Genomic DNA, 11,689 nt, shown 5'->3' with positions numbered 1-11,689 from the left:
TCTAAAATCAAGTCAAATGAAAAATTCAATATTCCTATTACTCTTCCTTTCGATTGCTGGATGTGCTACAGAATCAAGGTATACTCAGCAATCAGCGGAGATCGACAGTATTAAAGCTGCAATTGGCCATTATGTCAATGGAGACTGGGATGCCTATAGTGCAAACTATGCGGATGGTGCGACTATTTTCTTTAACGCCACCGAAGAAAATCCAGCAACAGTCGCGGAAACTATTGCTGCACAAAAACTCTCTATAGAACCATTGTCGACTTATTCTTTTGACAGAGATAAGGAAGATCTAGAAATGGTAGTGACAGATGAAGGGGAAACCTGGGTGAATTACTGGGGAACTTGGAAAGGCACACTAGCGGCAACAGGAGAGGAATTTGTTATCCCGGTACATCTAACTTATCAATTCGTAGATGGAAAAGTTGTAAAAGCCTACGGCTACTGGAACAATACTGCAATTCAAATGGCCCTAATGGAACTGCAAGAAGCCTCCGAAATGGCTGCGATGGAAACATCTGAATAAGATACTTAACGCGATTTTTTTATTTCCAGGAAGAGTTTCAATTTAGGATTGAGCTTTCTTCCTGGAATATTTATTTAATAAGTACCTGACTCGGTTGATCTACAATAAATCAAATCCCTTTCGCATCGCGAAACTCTCTCGGATCCAGCTTGCAAGCCTTGCACTTTGCGCAAAGTCAAGTGTCTGCTGACCATCGGAGTAGGCTTTCTCTGGAACTTCATGCGATTCATAGATAATCCCATCTGCTCCTGACATTACTCCCGCTAAGGCCATCTGAGGTACATAGGCTCGGATCCCTATTCCATGAGATGGATCCACAATAACTGGCAAATGAGATTTTGCTTTCAAAATCGGAATTGCATTGAGGTCCAAGGTATTTCTTGATGCCCTTTCATAAGTACGTATTCCTCTTTCGCAAAGAATCAGTTTTTCATTTCCTCCTGAGAACACATATTCCGCAGATTGCAGAAGCTCTTCGATTGTACCTGAAATCCCGCGCTTGATCATTACCGCCTTATCTACTTTTCCCAGCTCATCAAGCAAATTGAAGTTTTGGGAGTTTCTCGCTCCTACTTGGTAAACATCCACGTAAGGATACATTTCTTCGATTTGGGAAGTCTGCATCACTTCAGTGACGATCTTGATGCCCGCTTCGCTGGCAATCTGATGCCATAGTTTTAAGCCTTCTAGTCCCAAACCTCGAAATGCATAAGGGCTAGATCTAGGTTTGAAGACTCCGCCACGCATCATCTTGATGTCATTTTCCACGCAGTGTGCCACGACAGCACGGATTTGCTCTTCAGTTTCGATGGAGCACGGCCCCGTGATCACAGCCATTTCACCTTCCTTGATGAAAATACCATCACCCAAATCCACGGAAGTTGGCTTGGCTTTCCATTTTTTCGACACCAATTTGTACTCGTCAGAAACGATATGAATGTCTATGATTCCGTCCATCTGACCGATCTTACGGATATCGAACTCCTTTTTGCCTATACCTATAAGGTAATCGCCAAGTTGAGTTTTTACCTCAGTTGTTTTATAGCCGATTCCATTGACTTTTTGAATAAGGTTCTCCTTTTGCGAAGAGGAAATATCGGGTTGTAGCTGAATAATCATATTAATTTGAGATTTACGAAGTACGCCCCGATAGCTATCGTGGTGCGAGGCCTTCTGTAGAGTTGATTCTAATATTTAGAATAAGGTCTGAGTTTCGTGAATTTTCCAATCCGCCAAGGCGGACAAGTTGTTACAATATTTCAATTCACGACTGATTGAATGTATTTCTGAATGTCTTCACTCAGATTTTTTGAATCTTTTACTGTTTTGATGAAAGCCGAACCAATAATAGCTCCATTGCTATATTCAGAGGCTTTGGAGAATGTTTCTGAATCTGAAATACCAAAACCAATCAGTCGTGGATTCTTCAAGTTCATAGCTCTAACACGCTCGAAGTAAGAAATCTGCTCATCGCTTATTCCAGCTTTAGCACCTGTAATACTATGTGAGGAAACCATGTAGATAAATCCACTCGTGTTTTCATCGATTTCTCTAATTCGCTTTTCACTGGTTTGAGGTGAAATTAAGAATGTATTAACCAGACCATACTGCTCAAACAACTCCTTATAATCATCAATGTATTGCTGCATAGGTAGGTCAGGCAAGATTAAACCATCTACTCCTACCTCTTTACATTTCTTGCAAAAAGTTTCCATTCCGTATTGCATGATTGGGTTCAAATAGCCCATCATCACTACAGGAATATGGATTTTGGCACGGAAGCCCTTCAGCTGATCAAAGATCGTTTTAAGGGAAATACCATTTTCCAGCGCAATCATATTGCTATCCTGTATCGTAGGCCCATCAGCAACAGGATCTGAGTAAGGAACTCCTATCTCAATTATATCTGCACCTCCAGCCTGAGCTGCCTCCATTATAGGAAGCGTATCTTCAAGCTTGGGAAAGCCAGCTGTGAAATAGATCGAGAGGACTCGTTCCTTTTTGGTTTCAAATAGTTTATGTATTCGGTTCATTGTATTTACGATTTACGATTTACGATTTACGAGGCTCTCGTTAGAGTTTAACATTTTTGCCAAGTCTCAGCGTAATTCGATTATGGTTCAACCCCTTCAAGGTTGGAATAACTATTTATACTTTTTCCCATGGGTTGCATCCATGGTAATTAATTGTTGAACCAGTTCAGGGTTCAAAAGCCAAATTTTACACAGAGGTTAGCTTACCTCAATATTCAGCCTTCAACATTCATTATTTTTTTTAGGAAATGCATGAATTCTACGATGACGATTGAAGTTCGAAATGCCCTCGTAAATCCAATATCATTTATCCCATATCAGTACTGTCCCCATTTTATATATGTATCCAAATCCTTATCACCTCTTCCTGACAAATTGATTACGATCACATCGTTTTTGGAGTATTCGATCAGATTTAATGCATAGATCGCGTGTGCGGATTCAATCGCAGGAATGATTCCTTCCAATCTGCTTAACTCTATTCCGGAAGCCATGGCGTCTTTATCCTCCACCGCTACGAACTCACCTCTTCCTACATCAAATAAATGCGCATGAACTGGACCGATTCCAGGATAATCCAAACCTGCAGAAATGGAATGCGGCTCTACCACCTGACCATCTTCGGTTTGCATCAAGATCGTCTTTGACCCATGCAAAACACCTGGAGTTCCCAATACTGTGGTAGCTGCAGATTTACCTGATAAAACTCCCAAACCCGCAGCTTCAGCAGCTACCAAACGTACTTCAGGCGTATTATAATAATGATAAAAAGCACCGGCAGCATTTGATCCTCCACCTACACAGGCAATGACGATATCAGGATTTTCTGTCCCTTCTTTTTCTTTCAACTGCCACTTCATTTCCTCCGAAATCACAGACTGAAATCTAGCTACCATTTCCGGATACGGATGTGGCCCAACCACCGAACCAATGATGTAATGGGTGTCAACAGGATTATTGATCCAAGCACGCATGGCTTCATTCGTTGCATCTTTTAAGGTTTTCGATCCAGAGGTAGCAGGAACCACAGTAGCTCCCAAAATCTTCATTCGCTCCACATTCGGATGCTGGCGGGCGATATCAACTTCTCCCATATAGATGGTGCAATCCATCCCCATCAGCGCACAAACTGTCGCGGTTGCCACCCCATGCTGACCAGCCCCTGTTTCTGCGATGATCCGCTTTTTGCCAAGCTTCTTAGCCAAGATGATCTGACCAATGGTATTATTTACTTTATGCGCGCCGGTATGACAAAGGTCTTCACGCTTCAGGTAAATCTTTGCACCATACTTTTCAGAAATTCTGGAAGCAAAATATAAAGGCGTAGGACGACCGACATAATCCTTCAACAAACCTCTGAATTCATCCTGAAACTCCTGCGAAGCCAAAATGGACTCGTAGTTTTCCTTCAGTTCTTCGACATTTGGATACAGCATTTCGGGGATATACGCTCCACCAAACTTGCCGTAAAAACCCTTTTCATCTACTTTGATCATAATTCTATAGTTAATAGCTGGTCTACCATGGACTATGGACTCTCAACTATGGTCTAACTTTTTCCTTAAAACTCTTCAGTTTCTCTATATTCTTTAATCCCGGAGCATATTCGAATTTTGAATTCAAATCAACTCCTACCATCTGAGGCATTTTACCCGCAAGCGACAGTATTTCAGAAGCACTTTCCTCATCTATTCCTCCACTCAGCAAAAAGCCCGTTTCAAAAGGATAGCTCTCTAGTATTTGCCAATTAAATCTTTTTCCTGAACCTCCATGATTTGGCGTTGCGGTATCAAAGAGAAAGTTTTCAACTAAACCCACATAATCCCTCAATGTTTCCCAGTCAATCGAATCTCCAACTGAAACGACTTTCCACAGTTTTTTACCTGTTTTCAGCTTCAATTCCCTCACATATTCCGGACTTTCGTTCCCATGCAATTGGATTACTGAAAGGCTAAACTCATCAATTTTGGATAAAACAAACTCGATCGTTTCATTTACAAAAACCCCAACTTTAGCAATATCAGTTTCTGGAAATAATTCCGCCAAATCAGCTGAAACATACCTTTTAGATTTGGAATAGAAGATTAAACCTATCCAATCTGGCTTCACCACATCAATCAGGTGTTGGATGTTTTCAGGATCCCGCATCCCACAGACCTTAATTTTCATCAGGCGTTTACTTTTGACTCTTCAGCCAATAGCTTCTTATATTCTTTGATGAAATTATAAGCCGCCTGCTCGGGACGGCTAGATTTCATGAAATTTTCCCCGATCAAAAACCCATCAAATCCTGCTTTTTTAAGCGTGATCAAAGTGGCTGGATCAGAAATTCCAGATTCAGAAATTTTTACAAATTCCGATGGGATTTGATCTACCAAAACCAGAGAAGTCTGCAGAGAAACATCAAAAGTCTTCAGATTTCTATTATTCACTCCTACCAAATCCAGGTCCTCACAAAGGCTTCTCTCCAACTCTTGCCCATCATGAACTTCCATCAGGACTTCTAAGTTTAGGCTTTTTGCGAAAGCAGCCAATTCCTTTAATCTAGCTGGTTCCAAAGCCGCTGCAATCAGCAAAATGCAATCAGCTCCGATAGACTTTGCTTCAAGAATTTGGTACTCATCCACAACAAAATCTTTTCGGAGAATCGGGCAGAAATTAAATTTACGTGCCTCCTTCAAATCGGCATTGCTTCCACCAAAAAAATCAGCGTCGGTCAAAATAGATAATGCTGATGCTCCCGCTTGCATGTAACCAATACTCACTGCCTCTACAGAAGCAGAACCATTGATCAATCCTTTGGAAGGTGACTTTCTTTTGAACTCTGAAATAATACCTGACTTCTCTGTATCGGTGACGTACTTTTTCATGGAAACTACTTTACCTTCAAAAAAGACACTGTTCTCTAATAGTTTCACTGGAACCAAACTGCTTCTTTCAGCTACTTCTATGTGTTTTTGAGCAATAATTTTATCTAAAATGTTCATACAATTTTAAGCTAAAGAAACTGAGGTTTTAGGATTGACAAGGCCTTCAAAAACGTTTAATGCCTTGCCGGAAAGCAAAACTTCTTCCGCTTTTGCGACAGCATCTGGAAAAGAAAGGCCTTCTTGGGCTGTAACTAAGGCGGCGGCAGAATTCGCCAGTACAACAGCATTTTGGCTTTTCGTACCTTGCCCTTTTAAGATAGATTCAAAGATTTTGGCAGATTCCTGTATGGTATCTCCTCCTTTAATAGAATCTGCGTTTAGTCTAGGAAGACCGATATTTTCAGGGTTCAACACCTTTTCACCATCATTTGAAATCATTTTGAAATCCCCGGTCAAGGAAATCTCATCATAACCATCCAAAGCATGCAGGATGGAAAATCTACCGTTCATTTCCTGGTACAAATAACCATAAAGTCGGGCTAACTCCAGACTAAATACTCCCACTAACTGTTTATTTGGAAAACTTGGATTCACCATCGGCCCCAGCATATTGAAGAAGGTTTTCACACCAAGGTCTTTTCTGATTGGGCCTACGTGTTTCATAGCTGGGTGAAACAAGGGTGCATGCAAGAAACAAATCCCAACTTCATCCAAACTATGTCGAATCTTGTCTATATCACTGGTAAACTCATAACCAAAGTAGGCCAGAAGGTTGGATGATCCACAAATAGATGATACACCTGTGTTGCCATGTTTTGCCACATTCTGACCAGCTCCAGCTACTATGAAAGACGATAGCGTAGAAATATTAAAAGTATCCTTACCATCGCCGCCTGTACCACAGAGATCCATTGCGTCATATTCTGCGATTTCCACAGGGATACAACGCTCTAGCATTGCTTGTCGAAATCCTGAAAGCTCCTCCACCGTGATACTTCTCATCATATAAACGGTCATAAATGCCGCAATCTGACTTTGATTATAAGTGCCGGCAGTAATGTTTTTCAGAACTTCGAGTGCATCTTCCCGAGTCAGTGTGCGATGTTCGATAAGATGATTTAATATTTCTTTCATAATAGATAGGGTGTTGGTGGGTGGTTCTACTTTTAATTCTCCATCCAGTTTTTGATAATCTGCACTCCATTTTCGGTAAGAATGCTTTCTGGGTGGAATTGTACCCCACGGACATCATACTTTTTGTGTCTGATTGCCATGATTTGATTGTCAGGTGTACGGGCGATCACCTCCAAGTCTGATGAAAGGGTGATTTCATTAATGACCCAAGAGTGATACCTACCAATACTAAAAGTATCGGGAACGCCCTTGAAAAGCAAATCATCAGAGACTTTTACCGTAGAAGCCACACCATGAAGCACCTCAGACAAATTAATTAAATCTCCACCAAAAGCTTCACCGATCGCCTGATGCCCTAGACAAACTCCAAGAATTGATTTGCTGGACGCATATTGCTTCAATAGCTCAGGCATAATTCCTGCATCTTCCGGCACACCTGGACCTGGAGACAAAATTATTTTATCGTATTGAGAGACATCCTCCAAGCTGATTTTATCATTTCGGAACACATCCATATCTGCCCCATAACCAAGTTGGCGGACGATATATACCAAGTTGTAGGTGAAGGAATCGTAGTTATCTAGGACGAGAATTCGCATATAATTTTATCGTTTTAATAGGTAATTCTGGTTGAAAGGTGGCAAAGTCGAAAAGTGGTAAAGTTCCCTTATCCTCAACCCTTGCAATCCATTCCTTTTTACTCTATTCTTTCTTATTTTTCAAATAGGTCATTAAAGCTTTAATCTGCCTTGACAAGACAATTAACTCTTCTTTTAATTTTAAATATGTCTCTTCCGAAACTCTGTTTACTTTAACTAATAGTGCTAATTGACTCCTTAATTCACCTGCTGATCCCTTCGCATAGCCCAGAAATCTAATGAACTGAAGCTTATTATTGTATTCAAATCCTTCGGCTATATTGTTCGAAATCGATATTGCACACCCAATTAATTGATCTCTAGATTTGTAGTCGCTTTTGAGAGGTACTTGATCAGAAAGAGAATAAATCTCTACTCCAATCTCAATTGCTTTTTGCCAAATGAGTAATTCTTCAAAACTGTTAGCCTTCATATTCAAAGATTTATATCAAATATTTTCAAGAATACTCATTATACCACTTTAAAACCTTCCTACTTTAAAACCTTCCAACTCAAATATTCTCCGCCGCCCGCAATGCCACCCTGAGCGCCTCCAGTTTATTTGCGACTTCCTGCAACTCTGATGGAATGGTTGATTTAGCTACGACTCCTGCCCCGGCTTGGAATCTGAGTTGATTGTTTTCGGAGACAAATGATCGAATCAAAATAGCATGATTGAAGTCTCCATTGAATCCCAAATAGCCGATTGCACCACCGTAAAACGTTCTAGAAACATTCTCCAACTCGTCTATCAGCTCCATCGCTCTGTATTTAGGAGCTCCGGAAAGTGTCCCTGCCGGAAAGGTGTCTGCTACTAACTGAAGTGGATTTGTTCCATCTGGTAATTCTCCGGTCACCTTGGAGACTAAGTGAATAACATGTGAATAGTATTGAATCTCTTTGAATACATCTACACTGACTTTTTCAGAAGATCTACTCAGGTCATTTCTCGCCAAATCTACTAGCATGACATGCTCTGAATTTTCCTTAGGATCATCATAAAGTTTACGAGCCAAAACTGCATCTTCCTGATCATTTCCTGTACGTCGAAAAGTACCCGCTATTGGATAAATAGTAGCACGTTTATCCTTTACTACGATTTGAGCTTCTGGAGAACTTCCAAAAACCTTGAAGGAACCATAGTCAAAGTAGAATAGGTAAGGGGAAGGGTTGACAGATCTAAGGGCACGATAAACGTTGAATTCGTCACCCTTGAAGCTTGTGGAGAACCTTCTGGAAAGTACAATCTGGAACACATCGCCCTTGAAGCAATGCTCCCTACCCTGATTCAGAATCTTTAAGAACTCTTCGTCCGTATAGTTTGAGCTTTCTTCACCCACTCGCTTGAATGAGTAGCTTGGGATGTTTTTATTAGAAAGCAAGCGCTCGATCTCATCCATTAATTCCGGATTCTCAGCTCCTGCCACACGGTGTTCCAATAAGTGCAGCTCATTTTTATAATGATCCACAACAATGATATTCTGATAGACCGAATATTGCATCATGGGCACATCAGATGGCTTTGTATTCTGGAGATTGATGTCTTCGAAATATGCTACTGAATCGTATTGGATGTATCCGAAAAGCCCATTGGAGCTGAATTTAAAATTATCCTGTGCTGTATCAAACTTATTCCCGAAAGCCCTCAAACTTTCCATCAGCTTTTGATCTGAACTCACCTTATAAGATACAGAATGCCCAAGAGGTAAGGTCTCCTTAACTTCTCCGGCATTGAAACTGAAGGTAGCCAATGGGTTAAAACAGATATAGGAATAGCTATTTTCCTGCCCATGATAATCTGAACTCTCCAATAAAATAGGATTAGCAAAACGATCCCGAATCTGAAGATAAATACTTACCGGGGTGATCGTATCTGCCAATCGCTTTCTGTAAGTAGTTAAAATAGGTAGTTTTATTTGAGTCATTTTGTGGTTGTTTTTATTCATGAAAAAAGGCTTACCGGAAATCCAGTAAGCCTTTTATACTATTAAGTAACGCAAAATTAAATGCAGGGGCTGTCTAAACTTCCTTTTGGAAAGAGATAGAATGCCACCACCAGTATTTGTTTGCGATTGTTTTCATAAGAATGGGAGCAAATTTAGAAAGGGATTCTTAATGACAAAACTTCTTTTCATTTATTTCTATATAATTTTGAAAAAACATAAGTAAAATATCATGGCCAAAGCATTTCCACAGTATTTCAAGCGGGTTTTTGAAGATTACCAGGTTTTGGTGCAGGTGAATTCTGATGATTTCACAGGAATTGAATTGATTATACATCCTGATGGAAAAATTGAAAAGACAGAAATGACCTTTGACGAGGAGATTTTTGAGGACTTAGCTGAGGACGAATTCATCCATTGCAATGTGCTTGAATTCCAGATGCACATGGCGAAGTCGAAGTAATTTCAAATCTCAAATTTCTTATTTGAAATTAATCCCCCTCACAGTCAGCACTGAAAGCCACTGTTTCAGCAATGTTGTGGAAGAACATTGTAAACAATAATTTTCTCCTTACTTTTGCACCGGCGGCACGACCAGCTCCTGCTGAATCCCCCAGGTCCGGAAGGAAGCAAGGGTAGGTGGTTGAGCGGTGCGATGCCGCTTCTTTTTTGCCCTATTTTTTCTAAGGCACCTCCAATCAAGTTCCAAATCTTGATTAATCTTCTAACTTTGTTTCTTACAAATAAATCCATTTGGAATCATCCTTCATTCGGACTTAACCTTGTTTTATGAATTAAGGCAAGAACACTAAAATCTGAGAAAAGGGATTTCAATACCTATTAAACAATTTAAACATGAAATTCTTTATTGACACAGCCAATCTTAGTGACATTCGCGAAGCTTATGACCTAGGTGTTTTAGATGGCGTAACTACCAACCCTTCCTTGATGGCTAAAGAAGGCATCAGCGGAGATGAAAAAGTAAGAGCTCACTACAAGGCGATCTGTGATATCGTAGATGATAAAGTAAGTGCTGAAGTAATCTCCACAGATTTCGAAGGCATGGTAAAAGAAGGAAAAGAGCTGGCAAAGATCGACGACAAAATCGTGGTGAAAATCCCTATGGTTAAGGATGGTCTAAAAGCACTTAAATACTTCCAAAGTGAAGGTATCCGTACAAACTGTACTTTGATTTTCTCTGCAGGTCAAGCGCTTTTAGCTGCTAAAGCTGGAGCATCCTACGTTTCTCCATTCATCGGAAGATTGGATGACATTTCTTTTGACGGAATGGAATTAATCGCTCAAATCGTTCATATCTATGGTAACTACGGTTACGAAACTGAAGTTCTAGCCGCGTCAGTTAGACACAGCATGCACTTATTAAAATGTGCTGAAGTTGGAGCAGATGTAGTGACTTGTCCATTGAAAGTAATCACCAGCTTATTAAATCACCCATTGACAGACTCAGGTTTGGCAACGTTTTTGGCAGACCATGCCAAAGCAGCTGGTAAATAATATGTAAAAGGCCGGCATTTGTCGGTCTTTTTTTAATTTCCCCTATGTATATCATCAAAGTAAAAGGCAAAGCGAAAATCCCTGACTACATACAGATCAGAGATGAGAACTTTGTATTAGTCGCCTATTTCAGAGCAGATAGGCCCTTGAAAAAAATGGAGAAATTTGGTCTAGAAGGAAAGGAAGATGAATTGGAAGCGTTAATCAAAGATCTTCCTTTTGGGAAATTGCAAAAATTAGAACTTTAAGAATGGATTTCAGTACTAAGCCTGTACTCCAGGTAAACCAAGCTACAATCTTTCAGGGGATAGACCCGATTCTCACTGATGTAAACTTCTCTGTAGAGCAACACGAGTTTGTATTTCTAATTGGGAGAACTGGGAGCGGAAAAAGCTCCTTGCTAAAAACACTTTATGCCGATTTGGAGTTGAAAAGTGGAAGTGCAGAGGTTGCAGGATTTAATCTGCAAAATATTAAAACGAAGGATATCCCCTATCTGAGAAGAAAAATCGGAATAATATTCCAGGATTTCCAGCTCTTTAATGATCGTTCTGTTGCGGAAAATTTAGCTTTTGTGATGAGAGCGACTGGGTGGAAAGACAAAGCAAAAATAAATGCCCGTATGGCTGAAGTTCTGCTTTTGGTAGGTCTGAATAATGCATCCAGCAAAATGCCACATCAGCTATCAGGAGGTGAACAACAACGTGTGGTGATTGCAAGAGCTTTACTTAATGAACCTTCCATACTGCTCGCAGATGAACCTACAGGAAATCTTGATCCAGATGTGGCAGATGGCATCTTCAAGCTTTTCCAAGAAATAAATAAAAAGGGAACTGCAATCTTAATGGCAACCCATAATTATGATTTACTTCGTAAGTATCCATATCGAGTATTGAAATGTGAGAAAGGTGAATTGCAGGATAGTCAAACACACGACGTTTCTTTTGGTTCGTCCTTTTGATATTTCGCGTTAAATATCAAACGATTATGCTAATTGCAGCGTTTGTAATCACCCAAACTATCA

At 40.3% G+C, this 11,689-nt stretch carries 14 protein-coding genes and 1 other RNA gene; 6 read left to right on the top strand and 9 right to left on the bottom strand.

Going from position 1 to position 11,689, the window contains the following annotated elements:
- The first annotated feature begins 16 nt into the window (after positions 1 to 16).
- Positions 17 to 532 (top strand): nuclear transport factor 2 family protein, encoded by a 516-nt coding sequence (locus ACPUEN_RS18535; protein ID WP_425637404.1) that lies wholly within the window; start codon positions 17 to 19, stop codon positions 530 to 532.
- A 99-nt stretch (positions 533 to 631) separates the two neighbouring features.
- Here the strand turns inward: ACPUEN_RS18535 and ACPUEN_RS18530 are convergent, their stop codons facing one another.
- The 9 genes from ACPUEN_RS18530 to ACPUEN_RS18490 form a co-directional block, all read right to left on the bottom strand.
- A complete protein-coding gene (locus ACPUEN_RS18530; RefSeq protein ID WP_425637403.1) occupies positions 632 to 1,651 on the bottom strand; it encodes a bifunctional 3-deoxy-7-phosphoheptulonate synthase/chorismate mutase in 1,020 nt (339 codons plus the stop codon).
- Positions 1,652 to 1,791: 140 nt separating this feature from the next.
- The gene (gene trpA, locus ACPUEN_RS18525; RefSeq protein ID WP_425637402.1) at positions 1,792 to 2,565 is read right to left on the bottom strand and encodes a tryptophan synthase subunit alpha; all 774 of its coding nucleotides are present in this window, start codon (positions 2,563 to 2,565) and stop codon (positions 1,792 to 1,794) included.
- A 317-nt stretch (positions 2,566 to 2,882) separates the two neighbouring features.
- Positions 2,883 to 4,061: a tryptophan synthase subunit beta gene (gene trpB, locus ACPUEN_RS18520; RefSeq protein ID WP_425637401.1), complete on the bottom strand. Its 1,179-nt coding sequence runs from the start codon at positions 4,059 to 4,061 to the stop codon at positions 2,883 to 2,885.
- Positions 4,062 to 4,107: 46 nt separating this feature from the next.
- Positions 4,108 to 4,734 (bottom strand): phosphoribosylanthranilate isomerase, encoded by a 627-nt coding sequence (locus ACPUEN_RS18515; RefSeq protein WP_425637400.1) that lies wholly within the window; start codon positions 4,732 to 4,734, stop codon positions 4,108 to 4,110.
- Positions 4,734 to 5,552: an indole-3-glycerol phosphate synthase TrpC gene (gene trpC, locus ACPUEN_RS18510; protein WP_425637399.1), complete on the bottom strand. Its 819-nt coding sequence runs from the start codon at positions 5,550 to 5,552 to the stop codon at positions 4,734 to 4,736. The genes ACPUEN_RS18515 and trpC overlap by 1 nt, the downstream gene beginning before the upstream one ends.
- Positions 5,553 to 5,558: 6 nt before the next feature.
- Positions 5,559 to 6,569 carry an anthranilate phosphoribosyltransferase gene (gene trpD / locus ACPUEN_RS18505; protein ID WP_425637398.1) on the bottom strand — a complete coding sequence of 337 codons (1,011 nt, stop codon included), beginning with the start codon at positions 6,567 to 6,569 and terminating at the stop codon, positions 5,559 to 5,561.
- 32 nt (positions 6,570 to 6,601) lie between these two features.
- The gene (locus tag ACPUEN_RS18500) at positions 6,602 to 7,168 is read right to left on the bottom strand and encodes an anthranilate synthase component II (RefSeq protein ID WP_425637397.1); all 567 of its coding nucleotides are present in this window, start codon (positions 7,166 to 7,168) and stop codon (positions 6,602 to 6,604) included.
- A 103-nt stretch (positions 7,169 to 7,271) separates the two neighbouring features.
- On the bottom strand, positions 7,272 to 7,640 hold the full coding sequence (locus tag ACPUEN_RS18495; RefSeq protein WP_339869096.1) for a four helix bundle protein: 369 nt from the start codon (positions 7,638 to 7,640) through the stop codon (positions 7,272 to 7,274).
- 79 nt (positions 7,641 to 7,719) lie between these two features.
- The gene (locus ACPUEN_RS18490) at positions 7,720 to 9,132 is read right to left on the bottom strand and encodes an anthranilate synthase component I family protein (RefSeq protein WP_425637396.1); all 1,413 of its coding nucleotides are present in this window, start codon (positions 9,130 to 9,132) and stop codon (positions 7,720 to 7,722) included.
- A 250-nt stretch (positions 9,133 to 9,382) separates the two neighbouring features.
- Here ACPUEN_RS18490 and ACPUEN_RS18485 point away from each other — a divergent pair, with 250 nt between their 5' ends.
- The 5 genes from ACPUEN_RS18485 (at position 9,383) to ACPUEN_RS18465 (ending at position 11,626) form a co-directional block, all read left to right on the top strand.
- Complete coding sequence (locus ACPUEN_RS18485) at positions 9,383 to 9,613, top strand: hypothetical protein (protein ID WP_425637395.1); 231 nt, start codon at positions 9,383 to 9,385, stop codon at positions 9,611 to 9,613.
- A gap of 119 nt (positions 9,614 to 9,732) precedes the next feature.
- An RNA gene (ffs, locus tag ACPUEN_RS18480) (signal recognition particle sRNA small type) lies at positions 9,733 to 9,818 on the top strand.
- 187 nt (positions 9,819 to 10,005) lie between these two features.
- A complete protein-coding gene (fsa, locus tag ACPUEN_RS18475; protein WP_425637394.1) occupies positions 10,006 to 10,665 on the top strand; it encodes a fructose-6-phosphate aldolase in 660 nt (219 codons plus the stop codon).
- Positions 10,666 to 10,709: 44 nt separating this feature from the next.
- Complete coding sequence (locus ACPUEN_RS18470; protein WP_111611521.1) at positions 10,710 to 10,913, top strand: fructose-6-phosphate aldolase; 204 nt, start codon at positions 10,710 to 10,712, stop codon at positions 10,911 to 10,913.
- Positions 10,914 to 10,915: 2 nt separating this feature from the next.
- On the top strand, positions 10,916 to 11,626 hold the full coding sequence (locus ACPUEN_RS18465) for a cell division ATP-binding protein FtsE (protein WP_425637393.1): 711 nt from the start codon (positions 10,916 to 10,918) through the stop codon (positions 11,624 to 11,626).
- Positions 11,627 to 11,689: the final 63 nt, after the last annotated feature.

The organism is Algoriphagus yeomjeoni, from assembly GCF_049821175.1.
In the GTDB taxonomy this organism is placed as follows: domain Bacteria; phylum Bacteroidota; class Bacteroidia; order Cytophagales; family Cyclobacteriaceae; genus Algoriphagus; species Algoriphagus yeomjeoni_A.
The sequence above is the reverse complement of the archived record's forward strand: the minus strand, read 5'-3'. Positions and strand labels throughout refer to the sequence as shown.

Excerpts from the sequence above, each read along its gene's own strand:
- ACPUEN_RS18535 (WP_425637404.1), top strand. The coding sequence starts at position 17 with ATGAAAAATTCAATATTCCTATTACTCTTCCTTTCGATTGCTGGATGT.
- ACPUEN_RS18530 (WP_425637403.1), bottom strand. The coding sequence starts at position 1,651 with ATGATTATTCAGCTACAACCCGATATTTCCTCTTCGCAAAAGGAGAAC.
- trpA (WP_425637402.1), bottom strand. The coding sequence starts at position 2,565 with ATGAACCGAATACATAAACTATTTGAAACCAAAAAGGAACGAGTCCTC.
- trpB (WP_425637401.1), bottom strand. The coding sequence starts at position 4,061 with ATGATCAAAGTAGATGAAAAGGGTTTTTACGGCAAGTTTGGTGGAGCG.
- ACPUEN_RS18515 (WP_425637400.1), bottom strand. The coding sequence starts at position 4,734 with ATGAAAATTAAGGTCTGTGGGATGCGGGATCCTGAAAACATCCAACAC.
- trpC (WP_425637399.1), bottom strand. The coding sequence starts at position 5,552 with ATGAACATTTTAGATAAAATTATTGCTCAAAAACACATAGAAGTAGCT.
- trpD (WP_425637398.1), bottom strand. The coding sequence starts at position 6,569 with ATGAAAGAAATATTAAATCATCTTATCGAACATCGCACACTGACTCGG.
- ACPUEN_RS18500 (WP_425637397.1), bottom strand. The coding sequence starts at position 7,168 with ATGCGAATTCTCGTCCTAGATAACTACGATTCCTTCACCTACAACTTG.
- ACPUEN_RS18495 (WP_339869096.1), bottom strand. The coding sequence starts at position 7,640 with ATGAAGGCTAACAGTTTTGAAGAATTACTCATTTGGCAAAAAGCAATT.
- ACPUEN_RS18490 (WP_425637396.1), bottom strand. The coding sequence starts at position 9,132 with ATGACTCAAATAAAACTACCTATTTTAACTACTTACAGAAAGCGATTG.
- ACPUEN_RS18485 (WP_425637395.1), top strand. The coding sequence starts at position 9,383 with ATGGCCAAAGCATTTCCACAGTATTTCAAGCGGGTTTTTGAAGATTAC.
- fsa (WP_425637394.1), top strand. The coding sequence starts at position 10,006 with ATGAAATTCTTTATTGACACAGCCAATCTTAGTGACATTCGCGAAGCT.
- ACPUEN_RS18470 (WP_111611521.1), top strand. The coding sequence starts at position 10,710 with ATGTATATCATCAAAGTAAAAGGCAAAGCGAAAATCCCTGACTACATA.
- ACPUEN_RS18465 (WP_425637393.1), top strand. The coding sequence starts at position 10,916 with ATGGATTTCAGTACTAAGCCTGTACTCCAGGTAAACCAAGCTACAATC.